Raw genomic sequence first — 16,027 nt, forward strand, 5'->3', positions numbered from 1 at the left:
CCGAAAAGAAGGCACTCTCTTCGGGTTTTCGGTCTGTACTGAAATCAAGGTATTATTGGGAATCCCAGCTTAAATCATAGATACCGTAAGGGATTTTATTCTTTATTTAAAACTTTGCAACAGAACCACACAATCTTTGCTCCAGTCAATTCTTTCCCGTTAGCATTTTTAAATTGACCGTTTTGTTTTACTTTTAGTATCCAACCACTTTCTTTCCCATGATTATCAGTTACCTGAACATAGTTAGGACCTTCTGTTTTTTCATTGTCTTTGGTTGTATATTTTTGCGTCTCAGCATGGTAGACCTCTGTCGTTGAAGTGATTTTTTGTTCTCCAAATTGCAAACTAGATGCAAAATCGATTGATAATGGTCCTGCTGTTCTTGGTTTAGCTTCTCCCCCCCTCGCCGTTTTCACCAGGATTGGTCGGATCAGTTGGTGTGATTGGATTTTCTGGTTGTAGCGGATCAACTGGTTTGGTAGGATCAGTATTTGCTGTAAATGTCATGGCTCCATTTGACGTATAGACAGCTCCTGTTTCCTCCGCAAAAGCTATCGTGGGTAAGACCATACTACTCATAAGTAATCCTGTAAATACTATTGCTGCTTTTTTCATTTTTTATTCCCCCTGTTCATTTGTTGGTACATCAGTTAATGTCCAAGTCAGTGTCGTTGCATAAGATACTGCATCCTTTGGTGTATTCCCTGGTACAGTCAATGCAATTGCCTTAGTAATATCTGCTGTAACATCGTTGTTATCCGCATCTTTTTCAGTCACTGTTTCTACCGTACCAAAAGCATCCACCCAAGTTCCAGCACCTGCATTTTTAGCTGCTGTCATTACTAAAGACTCCGCTCCATTTGGATCAAGCGTGATTGTTGATTGCGCTGTTGGTGCCGTTACGTTCATAGTTGCAGAATCCACTTTAGGATCGGTTAAAACAATGACTGATCCTGTTAGAACTTTGTTTAACGTATCGTCATTTTTAAATTGCCCATTTTGTTTAAGTGTTAAGGTCCAGCCTGCATTCGAACCACGATTATCTGAGATTTGAACATAGTTTGGTGTAACTAGATCCTCTTTATATTTTTGTGCACGTGCATAATAAGTTTGTGTTTTATTGGAAATCTTATTCATCCCAAAATCAAAAAATGGACAAAAAAAACACTTGAAATCTGAAACAAGATTTCAAGTGTTTTTATTTAACGATTTAAATTTAAATGTTCTTTTGTGTCAAAAACTTGACTTAATTCTGTTACACGGCGAACACCTGCAAAATGCTGTTGCCAATAACTATCTTTAAAATTATGGTACCCGACACCATTACCATTACTACCAAACATCGTATTTTCATCGACATAAAATTCAACGTGAGAAATGAAGTCCGCATCGCCATATGTCCCTTTAAAGAAGATCAAGTCCCCTGGACGTGCATCTTCTAATTTGACTGGTGTCGTCAGTTGCCACTGACTTACTGTATATGATGGTAAGGAAATATCTAATTTAGCTAGTCCCCAAGATACGATACCACTACAGTCGAATCCCATCGCTGGATTTTTTCCACCAAATACATACTCTTGTCCTTGGAATTCATCTAGAGCCATCAAGATCGGTGAAAATTCTTGATAGACAAATGAACTAACAATATTTCCATAGTAATAATTCCCACCATTTAAATATAAAAATTCATTATTTGCAGCTTGCGAGAAGAAATTCGAATATTTGTATGTCTGACCTGTTGTATTGCCTAGACTAGGTGCTACGACATCTTTGGAATATTTTTGAGCAACACTCAAATTATAATAACCACCATGTGTATGAACGTAATCAATGAATCCTGGACCGTAATTATAGGCCTGAGCGATCAATTTGATATTCTTCTCATACCCTTTATTATAGCTTGCAGCTTTTTCGACAACGTTACGCAAGTGTTTCACACCTTGCTGAACAGACGCTTCTTCTGTTTGGAAATAATTGACTCCATGTCCTGCTGATTCACTACTTTGCATAATGTCTTTTGTACCTGTACCATTTGACTCGACTTGGATAATCGCTAAAATAAGCGGTACATATTGTTCCATGCCTTGTTCTTTCGCCACTTTTGTTACAAGATCTTTCCATTCTAAGACACTATCTGATAATTTAAATTGTTTTTGCGTCATATTATTAAGCACATGATCAAGATTAAAGGTTGAATCGATCGTTGAACTTGATGTATACGAAGGATTTACAGCAACACTTGGTGTTTGATACGTATATGTCGGTGTTGTCAGTCTTACTTGTTCAACTGGTTTTACAATCGTTGGACGTGGTGGCGTCTTCATACTAAGTGACATTGAAGTTGATGTGCTTAGCGATACGGCATGTGCCTGTGAAAGACTCGTACTTTGGCTTTGTTTCATCGAAGAAGAGTTAGACAAACTAGCACTTGTCGACGTTGAAGTTGAGTGTTTGATACTTGTTGAAAGTGAAGTACTTGTCGATGTCGATAGACTAGTAGACATCGATAGCGATGTGCTAGTAGATGTTGATGTACTTGTCGAATAAAGCGTACTTGTTGACGTACTTGCTTGTTCTGACGTCTGGCTAGTACTTTGACTAGTTTGCGAATTGCTCGTAGATTCACTTGGTTGACTCGCACTTTGACTTGTACTTTGGCTCATCTGGCTTTGCGAGTCTTGAGTGGCACTTTGTGAAGTCGTACTAGTCGACTCACTCAAACTTGATTCTAAGACTGTTGTCGATTCACTAGTCAATGAAGTTACAGTCATTGATTCACTAATAGGTTGTGTTACTTCAACAGAAGACACTTCACTATTTACGGGAATCGTTACCGTATCTTGAGTCGCTAAAATAGTTGATGTATCGCTCTCTTTTCCTTGAACGGGTAGTGCATCAGTACCTTCTTCATGTGCATATGCTGAAATCCCCGTACCTAAAGTTCCGCTAAACATAGCGATTCCAGCATAAAATACTTTATTTAAATAGCTATATTTAGGTGTGTCATTTAACTTATTTTTTACTAAATCAGTCTTTTTCAAAATTAAAGCTCCTTTCTCCCTAAAAAAAAAGCATATACTACATTCATTTTATTGTTTTCAAATTTTTATTTTTTTCATTTAACTTAAGTATAGCACGTTGTTGAAAAAGCTGTGCAATTTTTTCAATATATAACAAACGAATTTTTTCATAGTACTTTATTTTTGAGTATAAGCTACTTTGGCAAAAAAAAAGACCAAACATTTCTGCATAATCGCTAAATGTCTGATCTTTTTATTAGAAATATTCGAGTGCTTCTTGTTTTACTTTTAGATCTAAAAATTGTGACAATGCCCGACGAATCAAATTCATATCTTCTACTACAAAAGAAGACGAAATAAAACAATTCAACACATGCTGTTGTTTGTCTTCAAACAGGTAGCGCGCATGTTGATTCATGTGGATAATGATGTCTGGATTTTTAGCATCGAATTCGATATTGTAGAAAAAGCTAAACGTTTTTTCGATGATCCGCTCAGCGATCTTCATATCCAGTATACTATTAGTCCCTCTTACAGCAACAAAGATCGTTTCACTGTTTACAGAGTAATCCGTGATATAGCCGATAATCTGCTCATACGCTTGTTTGAGCATATCGATTGGTTTGATGATCATGCTTTCATCATATGCCTCTAATGCATTCAAATATGTGGTGATCGCGCGATTCATCGATGGAACGCGTGCGTCTAAAATTTGATAATGCGTCGACCCTCTCCAGTTTGGATAGATCAAATTGGCTAAATGAATACTCAAAATAATTGGAAAAACATCTTGTTTTTGCTCTTGTGTGATCGGTAAAACAATTTGTTCAAATTCTTTGATAGCAAACGAAACAAATTGATAAATCGGTGGTTGAAGCGACTGCAACTCTTCTTGTACAACTTCACTGATTGGTAAGAGATAAAAAATATCTTTAGCCAAAAGCGAACACATAAAATAAATTTTTTCGGTGTAATCTTCAAAATGTTCCGGTACGGTTAAAATATCTTGTTCCATCAATAAGCGGAAAAAGCTAATATTTTTTGTGATTCCCTCATTCAATGAGATACAATGACCATTTTCGATCCTAATCCACTGAATCGCTAAATCGTACTTCATGATCTTTAACATATCTGCATTAATGAAATAGTCTTGATCCATTTTTTCAACTTCATCGATCCGCAAGGCACGCAATAAATGCTCTTCCATCAATGATTCTTCAAACTCTTCAAACGGCCAAGGACAAGCAACAAATAAATCGATCAACTGATCGCGAGCTACACGTCTAATAACCGCTTCTTCACCTAATAAACAAAGATCTCCATTGTTTGATTTAATACTCAAATTGTAATGTTTAAAAATATTCTTTAACTGACGATATCGTCATTTAAAAGTAGATGCTGACAAGAAAAACTCTTCTAAAAAGTCTTCTTTGTTTACTTGGTTCCCTAATAGAAGCCGAACACTTAATTGAATGATCGAACAATTTTGAATAATGAAATTGCGTAAATGAAGATATTGATAGATATCGTGCACACGCCAAATAAACTGGTTTTTATTGATAAACGACAGCTCAAGTTTGTCACTATTCGTCATCTCAATATAATTTGAAATTTGATTCAAATAATTCATGACTGTTATTTTAGACAAATTAGTCCGCTCTGAAAGTAATTTTACGTCAATCTTATCGGGCATTTCTTCTAAACAATCTAAAATAATAATAATTTTTTTGATATCTGGATCATATAGATCAAATAGTTCATTTTTCATTCTCAATCGCTTCCTAACTGGGGTAAAACCGTACAACATTTTTTCTCGTGTCAAGTCGTTTTAAATTAAAAAACTCCCTTCATATATTTATATTATAGCTAAATTCAAGAACAACTTCAATTTATTTGATGGATTATTTGCGTTATCTTAATATTCGAAAAAACTATGTGGGTTCCTTAAAATAAGGAACCCACATAGTTTTTGGTTTATAACATAACCGTTACGGCTGCCGCTGCGATGATCAATACTAATCCAACGATCGTAACTGCCATTTCTTTTTTCGTTTTTTGTTGACCCAAGAACCAAATACCGGTTAAAGTAGCCAATACAACTGAAGTTTGCGATAAAATAAATCCAGTGGCTAAGCCATTCATATCTGGTTGAGCAGAAATCAAATAGGTCAATGCAGCAAATGCAAAGAAAAATCCTGAGATACTTTGTTTATAAGAAACAGTTTCTAAAAATGCGGACTTTTCTTTATCCTTAAATGATAAGAACAATGTATAGATAACAGCAACAAGTAACATTCCAATCGCTTGGGGCAAGAATGCATCCATACGGTCGATATTAGTTTCTTGTGGAGCTGCTGAGTAAGCCCAATAGCCGATCTCACCGATTACTAATAATAAAACGGCTTTTTTTAGAGCGCTACTATCAGCATGTGTTTTCTTTTCTGACCATACTGTAAGATACGCTCCAATAATAATCACAACCAATGCAATAGCTCCAATAATTCTCGCTTGAGTCGTTGGCCAATCTCCTAGAGCGAAAACTCCCCAAAGTGAAGCTCCTAAAAGTTGAAAAGCCGTTGTGATCGGCATCGCACGAGACGACCCAATCAATTCAAATGAGCGGAAAGTAATGATTTGAGCTGCTGCCCAACCCACACCAGATAAAATCGAAAATGTTAAATCCATTCCACTTGGAAAAGTCGTTCCTTTCACCAATGCAAAAATCAGTGCAAAAATCAACGTTCCAATCGTAGATCCTAAAATTTGATTGACTGGACGCCCTCCAATTTTAGATGCGATCGTTGGGTAAAGTCCCCAACCTAATAATGGTCCCAAACCGATCAATAATGCTAATGTATTCATGTAAAAACTTCCTCCTCTAAAATACGACGCCGCTTTCCAATAAGATATTGGCATAAGGTGTCATTTCACCTGTTCTCACAAAAGCTGGCACTGTGTGTAAACGCGCCTTCATTTGTTCATGTGGTATAAAGACCACATCGACCTCTGGTAAAAGTGCTTGAATTTCTTGTAAAACTTGTGGATTTTCTTGTTTGATCTCCTCAGCTAAAAAGATACGTTGTACTTCTAATTCCGTCAATACATTTTCAACAACTTCAATAAAACTTGGTACGCCATTGGTTACAGCTAAATCGATTTTTTCGGTCGTCATCGGTACTGGCATCCCGGCATCCCCAATGGCCAAACAATCAAAATGTCCCATTTGACTAATAACTCTGGCTAGATCTGAATTGATCACACTAGTTTTTTTCATTTCATTGCCTCCGTGATTTCGTCTTTTGTAGGGATTGAAGGTTGCGCACCAAACCGTTGTACAGCAATGGATGAAGCCAGATTACCATAACGAATCGCTTCTACAAAATTACTTAAATCAGGTGTTAAATAAGCCGCAAATGCCCCAATAAATGTATCTCCTGCTGCTGTCGTATCAACCGCTCTCACTTTAAAAGCTGGAACGATTCCTTGGTCTGTTCCTGTTGAATAAAAAGCACCTTTACTTCCTAGCGTAATAATGACGATTTTTACTCCTAGATCATGGAAATAAGCAGCTGCTTGCTTCATGCTCGCTTCATCAGTAATCGTAATCTTTGTTAAAATCTGTGTCTCGGTTTCATTTGGTACAATAATATCCGTCACACGTACTAAATCCTCTGAGATCGCTAAGGCTGGCGCTGGATTTAAAATCGTATGAACATTCGCTTCTCGAGCAATAAAAAAAGCTTCTAGCGTACTTTCTAGTGGCGTTTCAAATTGTGCGATCACACATTGACTCGTGGTAATCAATTCGCGACTATTTTGAACATCTACTTTAGAAAATGCACTATTGGCACCACCATGGATCATTATACTATTTTCTCCAGCTTCATCAACTGTAATAAATGCTTGTCCGGTACGTTTATTTGTCAACTGTTGAATACCAGATGTATCGATTGCTTCTTGTTCAAGTAATTCTAACATTACTTGACCTGCTGCGTCATCACCAATCGCACCGATAAAACGTGTTTTTGCTCCTGAACGCTGCGCTGATACCCCCTGATTTGCACCTTTTCCTCCACCAGCAGTGTACATTTCCTTCGTATGGATAGTCTCACCTGGTTTTGGCATATATGCCACACGAAGATTCGTATCTAAGTTAATACTTCCAACAACTGTAATCGGATTCATTTTAGTCAACCTCTTTCGTCATACACTTATAATCATGATCATTTGCTGAAATTAAAACGTTTTAATTCCACAACAAAAATATAGCACACCTTGAAAGCTATTTCAAGGGTGCTGTAGAAGAACGCTTGATCAATTCCACAGGTAAAGAAATTTCCTCCCATGGCTTCGTAGGATCCTCGATTCGTTTGATCAGTAACTGTGCTGATAATTGCCCGATTTTTGCAATCGGTTGGGCAACTGTCGTCAATTGTGGTGTCACGTATCGACACATTTCTACATTGTCATAACCAATAACACTATAATCCTCGGGAACTTTTTTCCCACAGGCAAGCAAGCCTGCATATACGCCAAAGGCCACTTCATCATTTGCTGCTAAAACTGCTGTTGCTTGACTAGTCAATATGCTTAATACCGCCTCCTCACCACCTTGTTTAGTTAGCGGTGCATGGATTACTTTTATATGATTTGCTTCAAAAATGGAATACAGACCGAATAGACGTTGTTGGATATTACTTGGGGCATGTTCGGGGATCACAATGGCAATGTCTCGATGACCAAGTTCATAAAAATGCATACCAGCAAGCTGACCACCTAAGAAATCATCGGTTACAACAGCATCACTAAACCCTTCTGCTTTTTTTTGGTCAATAATAATAAATGGTTTCTCTTTTTTACGGAGATACTCATTGATTTCTTGATCAGAAATCGCAGAATTGGCGATGATAAATCCATCGACTCCCCGTCTAGTTAACTCATTTAGATAAGAACGCTCTTTTTCTTCTTCTAAATCAGCATTGCATAATAAAGTCATGAAACCCGCTTTATATAATTCACGATCGATTCCGCGAATCAATGTATTAAAAAAAGGATTGGTAACGTCTGGTACTAATACACCGATCGTTTTACTATTTTTCATCACCATTCTTCTGGCAAAATAATCTGGTTCATAATTTAATTTTTCTTTAGCAGCAAATACTTTCGCTACCGTCTGTTTATTAAATTTTGCTTCGTGGCCGTTTAAAATCTGGGATACTGTCGCAATCGATACTTCTGAAAGTTTTGCTACTTCCTTAATCGTCACTTTTTTCTTTTTCATCTTCTGCACCTCCACCACATCTCTGTAGTTAATTTTACCACGATTCACTAAAAGTAAAAGCCCTTTCATTAAAAATATGCATAATAAAACAGTAATGTAAGTTAAATACTCACATTACTGTTTTATCATTCTTTCGTATCATAAATAATCGTGACCGGACCATCGTTAACTAACGAAACAGCCATATCCGCTCCAAATCTTCCAGTCTGAACCACGATCTTATACTCGCTCAACGCTTGATTAAACGCATCGTAAAGTGGTTGTGCTTGTTCTGGTCTAGCAGCTTTGACGAAACTAGGTCGATTGCCTTTTTTTGTTTGTGCATACAAGGTAAATTGCGAAATGCTTAAAATAGCACCCGAAATATCTTGAATACTAAGATTCATTTTATGTTGCTCGTCTTCAAAAACACGTAACTGTGCAATTTTTTTAGCTAAATATACGGCTTCTTCTAACGTATCGTCTTCATGTATACCAAGCAATACCATAAAGCCTTGTGCGATTTCGCCTACTATTTCTTGATCAATCATTACGCTAGCTTTTGTGACACGTTGGACAACTGCTCGCATACTAACCTCGCAATCGACGTACACTATAGACGTCTGGTACTTGTTTGATTTTTTCCACGATCGAACGCAAATGCGATAGATTTTGGATGCTGACTGTGATTTTGATCGTAGCTGTCTTTTCTTTGTTGCTTTTAGCTTCGACGCCCACTAGACGTTTTGACATCGAACTAACAGTTTGTAAAATGTCATTTAATAAACCGGCACGATCATACCCATAGATCTCGATATCCGCATCGTATTCTTTATTCGCATTATCCGTATCTTCCCATTCGACTTCGATTGTGCGATCGGCTAAGTCTTCAGCATGTAAAATATTTGGACAATCAGCACGGTGGATCGATATCCCTCGGCCTTTGGTGATATAACCAACGATTGGATCACCTGGTACCGGGTTACAGCAACGGCTGATTCGTACCAATAAATTATCGACACCTTGGATCACGATGCCACCTTCATGTCGAACTTTCATCTTTTCAGGTTCTTTTTTGACTGGCTGCGTCAGTAGATCTTGAACTTGTTGTTTTTGTTTTTCTAAATCACGTTCTTTACGCTCTTCTTCTGTCAAACGATTGGCTAAAGTCGTGGGACTCACTTCACCAAAACCTACAGCAGCAAATAAATCGTCGTCCGTTTGGTAATTAAATCTTTGCAATGCTTCTTGCATTTTTGCTTTTGTTAAACATTCTTTTGGTACAAAACCCATCTCGTTCAAGGTTTTGACTAACATGTCATGTCCTTTAGTGATGTTTTCATCGCGATCTTGAGTTTTAAAGAAACGTTTGATTTTATTTTTTGCTTTGCTTGTCCGAACTAACTTCAGCCAATCCCGGCTCGGCCCAAACGAATTTGGAGAAGTCATGATCTCAACGATGTCACCATTTTTCAATTTATAATCTAGTTGGACCATTTTGCCATTGACCTTCGCTCCGACTGTCTTGTTTCCAATATCAGTATGGATATTGTAAGCAAAATCAAGTGGTCCAGAGCCTTGTGGCAATTCTGAGACATCACCATTTGGTGTGAAGACATACACTTTATCGCTAAAAATATCGCCTTTGACACCTTCCATAAAATCAGACGCATCGAAACTTTCATCTTGTAACTCTAAAATTTCTTTAAACCAGCCGACTGCTGGTGTCAGATTATCTGACTGGACTTTATCCGTCTTTCCTTCTTTATATGCCCAATGCGCTGCGACCCCAAATTCGGCGATCTCGTGCATTTCGTGTGTTCGGATTTGGATTTCGACTGGATTGCCTTGAGGCCCGATAACGGTCGTGTGTAGCGATTGATACATATTTGCTTTTGGCACTGCGATATAATCTTTAAAACGCCCTGGCATTGGTTTCCATTTCGTATGGATCGTTCCTAAAACAGCGTAACAATCTTTGATGGAATCCACTAAGACCCGAATGGCTAATAAATCATAGATCTCATCGAATTGTTTTTTCTTATCGACCATTTTACGATAGATCGAATATAAATGCTTAGGACGTCCATAGATTTCAGCATAGATATCCAACTCTTCCGTCGCAACACGTAATTCTTCAACAGTTTCTTCAATATAAGCCTCGCGTTCTGTACGTTTGGTTTTCATCAAATGAACGATTCGATAGTACTGTTGCGGATTGATATAGCGCAATGATGTATCTTCTAATTCCCATTTGATGCGACTGATCCCCAAACGATGCGCTAAAGGTGCATAGATTTCTAGTGTTTCTTGGGCGATTCGCCGTTGTTTATCTTCTCTTAAATGTTTCAATGTGCGCATATTATGTAAACGGTCAGCTAATTTGACCATGATCACACGTAAATCTTGAGCCATCGCAATCAACATTTTGCGATGATTCTCAGCTAGTTGCTCTTCATGCGATTTATACTTGATTTTTCCAAGTTTCGTCACGCCATCTACTAACATGGCAACATCTGGGCCAAATTCGCGCGTCAAATCTGCTAGCGTAATCTCTGTATCTTCAACGACATCATGTAAAAATCCTGTGGCAACTGTATGCGGGTCCATTTGTAACTCTGCTAAAATACCGGCAACCTGAATCGGGTGAATAATATACGGCTCACCAGATTTACGAAATTGATCAGCATGGGCTTTCGTCGCAAAATCTAATGCTTTTTGGACAAAAGCAACATGCGGTTCACTCATATATCTTGAAACAATATTTATTACTCCGGGACCGGTCAAAATAATTTCTTTTGCCATAATTTACCCCTTCTGTTCCCAACATGGGAAAGTTGTTTCATTCTCAATTTTTTACTGAAAATAGGTGTCATCATTATACAAATATTTTCATCTTTTTTCAATTATTCATTTGCATCCGTCAGTAACTCCATTTGGTAACTAATCGCACTTAATGCATAAAATGGAGCTGTTTCTGCGCGTAAGATTCTAGGTCCTAAGCCACAACGCTGTGCGCCTGCTGTTTCAAATAATGCGATTTCTTGATCAGAAAACCCACCTTCTGGACCAAATACTACTAAAACAGAATCTTGTGCTTTTAATGAGGAAAGCACGTTGGCAAACGTTCCACGTTCTCCTTGTTTTGCCGATTCTTCATAGGCAACTAAAATATGGGTATACTCAGAAAATGTTGCGACTAATTGATCCAGTCGTTCGTAAAGTTCGACTGTTGGACAATAGCTACGATGAGATTGCTCGGCTGCTTCTAGTGCGATTTTTTGAAGACGTTCTTGTTTTTTTTGACGTTTCTTGTGGTCCCATTTTACGATCGAAGCTTTGGCTGGAAAAGCTTGTAGTGCATAAGCTCCCAGTTCAGTTGCTTTTTGAAAGATCAACTCTAACTTGTCTCCCTTAGGATAACCACTTGCAATCGTCACCTGAACGGGTAATTCTTTTGTTTGTATCTCTTTACTGACTTCTCTTAGATAGACTTTCTCAGGATCGACTGCCACGATCTTTGCAACAATGACTTCATCTAAAAAAGCAAGATAGACTTGATCACCGTTCATCATCCGCATGACACGAATCATATGATGATAGGGTTCACCGGTAAGTTCAAATTGCACTTTTTGTTGATACGCTTCATTCAGAAAGTAACGTTGCATCGTCTTCCTCAGCTTTCTTCAAAATAATCGCGTGCCAATCTTTTTGTGTAAAGACTTGTTCGACTTCAAAACCATGTGCATGCATGTTCTTTAAGACCATCGCTTTTTTCTCTGTAATGATCCCCGAGATGATCAAACGACCATTTGCTTTAAGTAAACGTGCAGCATCTTTGGTTAACAACACGATGATATCGGCTAAAATATTGGCAACGATGACATCAGCTGTTATATCGACTCCAGTTAACAAATCATTTGCTGCCACATGGACATCTTTTGCGATCGGATTCATATCCATATTCTCTTTAGCAGCAGCCACAGCGACGTCATCAAGGTCGTAGGCATATACGTGTTCGGCGCCGAAATATTTACTCGCAATACTTAACACACCTGATCCCGTCCCCACGTCTAATACCGTTTCACCTCCGCGAAGAACCACTTCCAGTGCTTGCAATGTCAAATTCGTAGTTGGATGTGTACCGGTACCAAATGCCATACCTGGATCTAAAGTAATGACTTTTTCTTCAGATGATGGTGTATAGCCTTCCCAACTTGGAACGATCGTCAAATAACGTGTAACACGTACGGGATGGTAATATTTTTTCCAAGCCGTCGCCCAATTTTCTTCTGCAACTTCACTTACAGTCAGTTCATTTGCTCCGATTTCTAAACCAAATTCAGGCAAGCGAGCGATCTGCATCTTGATTACTGGCAACACTTCTGGTAAAAAAGTCGTCTCTGGAAAATAAGCCATTACATCCGCACCTTCTTTGACATGGACAAAAGACTCTTTGTCTAATAATTCGCCAAAAGCATCTGATTCAAAGTGCTCAACGTCTAATGCATCTTCGATAGCGACACCACTAGCACCAGCTTCCATAAAAATATTTGAAACGGCTTCGACAGCCTCACTTGTTGTATGTACTTTTACTTCATTCCACTTCATCTTGTTTCTCCTTAGTAGCTTGGATACGGCAAAAAGGTCGTTTTCGCCTGTTCCGATTCTTCGTTGATATATTGTTCAAATACTGCCTGATCAAAATGTAGCTCAAACACTTCGATTTCATCTGATAACAAGAAATCAAGTAAGTCGTCTTGTCCAGTTGTCAAAATTTCTGGTAAGTAGCGTACCAAAGCATGGATCAACGCTTTCGAAACCCCTTTTTTTCCTTCAAATGCAAGTGCTGTCAGATAATCTTCTGAATCGATTTTACTCTTTTTTTGATCGTATAATAAAATCCCATCTTCAAATTCAATCACTTCTTCTTCTGACGTCACACCCGTTGCATCATCTAAACTGATTTGCGTCTTGTTTTCTGCAAATAGACGGACAACGATTTCGATCGTGTGATTTTTCGTATCCCAATCTAGTGCAATATCATAATCTGCTAACTTTTTATTTAATTGTGTATCCAAATAACTCAGCATCGTTTCTTTTGCCATAATATCCTCCAAAGTTCTTTTCTTTGCTCCTTCCTAGTTTACCATTAAACGACTGTTTACAAAAGAAACACAATCAGTCTTTTATCAAAGAGTGTGCTATACTTTTGCTATCTTATTTATAAAAGGAGTGCCGATTATGTATCAACCACTTGCCTACCGCATGCGACCAAAAACGCTAGACGATGTCGTCGGACAGACACATCTTGTAGGTCCCGGAAAAATCATTCGTCGGATGGTCGAGGCTAATCTATTATCTTCCATGATTCTCTATGGCCCACCAGGAACTGGAAAAACAAGTATCGCCAGTGCAGTTGCGGGATCCACTGCATATGCATTTCGTAAATTGAATGCCGCGACGGATTCAAAAAAAGATTTACAGATCGTCGTAGAAGAAGCAAAAATGAGCGGCACGGTAATTTTACTTTTAGATGAGGTTCATCGTTTAGATAAAACCAAGCAAGACTTTTTACTCCCCCATCTTGAAAATGGTCGCATCATTTTGATCGGTGCAACTACTGAAAATCCTTATCTATCGATCAATCCTGCTATTCGTAGTAGGACACAAATTTTTGAAGTCCATCCTTTGACCCCAGAAGCAATCGAACAAGCGTTAACACATGCGCTAACGGCAAAAGAGGGCTTTAAAGATGAGTCTGTTTTACTACATGATGATGCAAAAAAAGAACTGGCTTTCGCAACGAACGGTGATCTCAGAAGTGCTTTAAATGCTTTAGAACTTGCTGTTCGTTCAACGTCTCCTGATGAAACAAATCAAATCGTTATTACCAAAGAGATCATAAACGAATGCACGCAAAAAAAAGGCTTCAGTCATGACAAAAATGGTGATGCACATTATGACGTGATTTCAGCATTTCAAAAATCGATTCGCGGAAGCGATGCCGATGCAGCATTACATTATTTAGCCCGTTTGATCGAAGCCGGTGATTTGATCAGTATTTGTCGTCGATTGCTTGTGATCGGTTATGAGGATATCGGTTTAGCTAACCCTGCTGCGGCCAGCCGTGTTGTAGATGCAGTGATGGCTGCTGAACGGCTTGGGTTACCAGAAGCTAGGATTCCATTATCCGTCGCCGTCCTTGACCTTTGCTTGTCACCAAAATCAAATTCAGCTTATCAAAGTCTTGACCGTGCATTAGCAGACGTGCGAAATGGTAAAGCCACAAGCATTCCTGCATATTTAAAAGACGCACATTACAAAGGTGCAGCCTCGCTTGGACGTGGCGTGTCTTACCAATACCCACATGAGTTCAAAGATAGTTGGGTAGCCCAAGAATATTTACCCGATTCATTGCGTCATACACAGTATTATAAGCCCAAAACTACAGGCCGCTATGAACAAGCACTCGCTCAGCGCTACGAAGAATTACATAAACGAAAAAAGACTTCTACAAAATAACGCTTACATTTTTTGTGCATGTCCGTTGCCGCTTTTTAAATTCTGTGATACTATGTAAGTGGGTAATCTGTGATGTACGAATTTTCCCTATCAGTATTGACCGAACATTTTTATTGATATCTTGGGATCCGTTCGGTGTCTCCGTTGGTAACATGCCTTTTCATTTGGTAGTTCAAAATGGTAGACCGTGGAACCCACCTGCTTGTCTTTGCGGGATCAATACACCGGGATAAAAAACGGCATCTACGGAGAATACCCATTTTTTTGCTATTTTCTGTTGCAAAACAGTTCAATAAAAAAACGCTTGGCTATTTAGCCAAGCGTTTTATATTTTATCTGACTTCTTCTTTGGTGCGGTATGGAAGGCTTTGACTTTTTCTAAAATAAATAATACGACTACTAAAACTAGAATGGCTAAAGCTAAAAACATGGCTTGCAATCCGCTATCGTGTGCAAGTAATAATTCACGTAAAATAGCTGTAATACTGATCAAAATCAAATAACGTACCGGAATATGGTGTCCTTCTTCAACGTAACGCAGCAACATCAAAATGATCTCAAGTAAGATAAACAGTGTTGCGACTTCTTCTACCAAACTACTCAAGCTACTCATCGAATGTAGTGGGATCATATGCATCACAATATTATAAATAGCTTCTCCCATCACAACTAAAATCAACAAAACTAAAAATCCTAACATGATATCTACCATTAGGCTTACGTATTTCTTGAACATTTTGAAATAATCCATAAAAAACTCCTTTTTTCTTTTATTATATACCAAAAGTATTTTTTAGCGCGAGGTATAATTTTTTAGACAATTTGCTCAAGTAGCGATTTTCTTCTATACTACAGTCAAGCATCTCAATAATGGAGGAATCTTATGACAACGATTTTAGTACTTATTTTTGCGATTGCACTACTTAGCATTGGTTTTTATATGCTAAAAAAACCACAAAGCCTCTTTCAATTGATCAAAACTACACCACAAAATCAAAAATTTATTTTTCGTTATAGCTATGTATTGATCGGTTTAGGGGTCATTGGAATCATTGGCAGCTTCTTTTTTACAAAAGTTCTGGCCTTGTGGTTTATTGGCATCGTGTTGATTCTGTCGATGTTTTTTAGTTTTCAATTTTCAAAAAAAATGTCGGAACGCTTTTAAGATATTCGTTTTCTTTTTTACGAAAAAGGCATACAATAGAACTATACTGATAAGGGG

17 protein-coding genes, 1 other RNA gene and 1 pseudogene are annotated in these 16,027 nt (G+C 38.1%); 3 read left to right on the forward strand and 16 right to left on the reverse strand.

What is annotated here, in order from left to right; all coding sequences use genetic code 11:
• Window positions 1-95 precede the first annotated feature (95 nt).
• The 15 genes and pseudogenes from ACWOEC_RS05965 to ACWOEC_RS06035 all read right to left on the reverse strand — a co-directional run bounded on the left by ACWOEC_RS05965 (window position 96) and on the right by ACWOEC_RS06035 (window position 13,388).
• Complete coding sequence (locus ACWOEC_RS05965) at window positions 96-416, reverse strand: WxL domain-containing protein (RefSeq protein WP_455306658.1); 321 nt, start codon at window positions 414-416, stop codon at window positions 96-98.
• Window positions 388-615: a WxL domain-containing protein gene (locus tag ACWOEC_RS05970; RefSeq protein ID WP_455306659.1), complete on the reverse strand. Its 228-nt coding sequence runs from the start codon at window positions 613-615 to the stop codon at window positions 388-390. Before ACWOEC_RS05970 ends, ACWOEC_RS05965 begins: the two co-directional genes overlap by 29 nt.
• A gap of 3 nt (window positions 616-618) precedes the next feature.
• A pseudogene (locus tag ACWOEC_RS05975) lies at window positions 619-1,149 on the reverse strand (WxL domain-containing protein); the annotation flags it as partial.
• A 53-nt stretch (window positions 1,150-1,202) separates the two neighbouring features.
• Window positions 1,203-3,041, reverse strand: coding sequence for a bifunctional lytic transglycosylase/C40 family peptidase (locus ACWOEC_RS05980; protein ID WP_455306660.1), 1,839 nt, complete (start codon window positions 3,039-3,041; stop codon window positions 1,203-1,205).
• Window positions 3,042-3,276: 235 nt separating this feature from the next.
• Window positions 3,277-4,362 (reverse strand): helix-turn-helix domain-containing protein, encoded by a 1,086-nt coding sequence (locus tag ACWOEC_RS05985; RefSeq protein WP_455306661.1) that lies wholly within the window; start codon window positions 4,360-4,362, stop codon window positions 3,277-3,279.
• A 39-nt stretch (window positions 4,363-4,401) separates the two neighbouring features.
• Window positions 4,402-4,788, reverse strand: coding sequence for a hypothetical protein (locus ACWOEC_RS05990; RefSeq protein ID WP_455306662.1), 387 nt, complete (start codon window positions 4,786-4,788; stop codon window positions 4,402-4,404).
• Between the two features lie 206 nt (window positions 4,789-4,994).
• Window positions 4,995-5,882 carry a ribose/proton symporter RbsU gene (gene rbsU / locus ACWOEC_RS05995; protein ID WP_297077491.1) on the reverse strand — a complete coding sequence of 296 codons (888 nt, stop codon included), beginning with the start codon at window positions 5,880-5,882 and terminating at the stop codon, window positions 4,995-4,997.
• Between the two features lie 16 nt (window positions 5,883-5,898).
• A complete protein-coding gene (rbsD, locus tag ACWOEC_RS06000; RefSeq protein ID WP_297077490.1) occupies window positions 5,899-6,294 on the reverse strand; it encodes a D-ribose pyranase in 396 nt (131 codons plus the stop codon).
• Window positions 6,291-7,205 (reverse strand): ribokinase, encoded by a 915-nt coding sequence (gene rbsK / locus ACWOEC_RS06005; protein WP_455306663.1) that lies wholly within the window; start codon window positions 7,203-7,205, stop codon window positions 6,291-6,293. Before rbsK ends, rbsD begins: the two co-directional genes overlap by 4 nt.
• Before the next feature lie 97 nt (window positions 7,206-7,302).
• Complete coding sequence (gene rbsR, locus ACWOEC_RS06010; RefSeq protein WP_455306664.1) at window positions 7,303-8,301, reverse strand: ribose utilization transcriptional repressor RbsR; 999 nt, start codon at window positions 8,299-8,301, stop codon at window positions 7,303-7,305.
• A gap of 125 nt (window positions 8,302-8,426) precedes the next feature.
• Window positions 8,427-8,870: a D-aminoacyl-tRNA deacylase gene (dtd, locus tag ACWOEC_RS06015; protein WP_455306665.1), complete on the reverse strand. Its 444-nt coding sequence runs from the start codon at window positions 8,868-8,870 to the stop codon at window positions 8,427-8,429.
• A 1-nt stretch (window position 8,871) separates the two neighbouring features.
• The gene (locus tag ACWOEC_RS06020; RefSeq protein WP_455306666.1) at window positions 8,872-11,085 is read right to left on the reverse strand and encodes a RelA/SpoT family protein; all 2,214 of its coding nucleotides are present in this window, start codon (window positions 11,083-11,085) and stop codon (window positions 8,872-8,874) included.
• Window positions 11,086-11,186: 101 nt separating this feature from the next.
• Complete coding sequence (locus tag ACWOEC_RS06025; protein ID WP_455306667.1) at window positions 11,187-11,948, reverse strand: 16S rRNA (uracil(1498)-N(3))-methyltransferase; 762 nt, start codon at window positions 11,946-11,948, stop codon at window positions 11,187-11,189.
• Window positions 11,926-12,891: a 50S ribosomal protein L11 methyltransferase gene (gene prmA, locus ACWOEC_RS06030; RefSeq protein WP_455306668.1), complete on the reverse strand. Its 966-nt coding sequence runs from the start codon at window positions 12,889-12,891 to the stop codon at window positions 11,926-11,928. Before prmA ends, ACWOEC_RS06025 begins: the two co-directional genes overlap by 23 nt.
• Before the next feature lie 11 nt (window positions 12,892-12,902).
• Entirely contained in the window at window positions 12,903-13,388 is a 486-nt protein-coding gene (locus ACWOEC_RS06035; protein WP_297077478.1) for a DUF3013 family protein, read from the reverse strand.
• Window positions 13,389-13,524: 136 nt separating this feature from the next.
• Between ACWOEC_RS06035 and ACWOEC_RS06040 the strand changes: the two genes are divergently transcribed.
• Together ACWOEC_RS06040 and ssrS are read left to right on the forward strand one after the other, a co-directional pair.
• Window positions 13,525-14,805 (forward strand): replication-associated recombination protein A, encoded by a 1,281-nt coding sequence (locus ACWOEC_RS06040; protein ID WP_455306669.1) that lies wholly within the window; start codon window positions 13,525-13,527, stop codon window positions 14,803-14,805.
• A 61-nt stretch (window positions 14,806-14,866) separates the two neighbouring features.
• Window positions 14,867-15,061: non-coding RNA, 6S RNA (gene ssrS, locus ACWOEC_RS06045), on the forward strand.
• Window positions 15,062-15,130: 69 nt separating this feature from the next.
• Here ssrS and ACWOEC_RS06050 read toward each other — a convergent pair.
• Window positions 15,131-15,556 carry a phosphate-starvation-inducible PsiE family protein gene (locus tag ACWOEC_RS06050; RefSeq protein ID WP_455306670.1) on the reverse strand — a complete coding sequence of 142 codons (426 nt, stop codon included), beginning with the start codon at window positions 15,554-15,556 and terminating at the stop codon, window positions 15,131-15,133.
• 132 nt (window positions 15,557-15,688) lie between these two features.
• Here ACWOEC_RS06050 and ACWOEC_RS06055 point away from each other — a divergent pair, with 132 nt between their 5' ends.
• Complete coding sequence (locus tag ACWOEC_RS06055; protein WP_455306671.1) at window positions 15,689-15,970, forward strand: hypothetical protein; 282 nt, start codon at window positions 15,689-15,691, stop codon at window positions 15,968-15,970.
• The last annotated feature ends 57 nt before the right edge of the window (window positions 15,971-16,027 follow it).

This window comes from Enterococcus bulliens, from assembly GCF_053761865.1.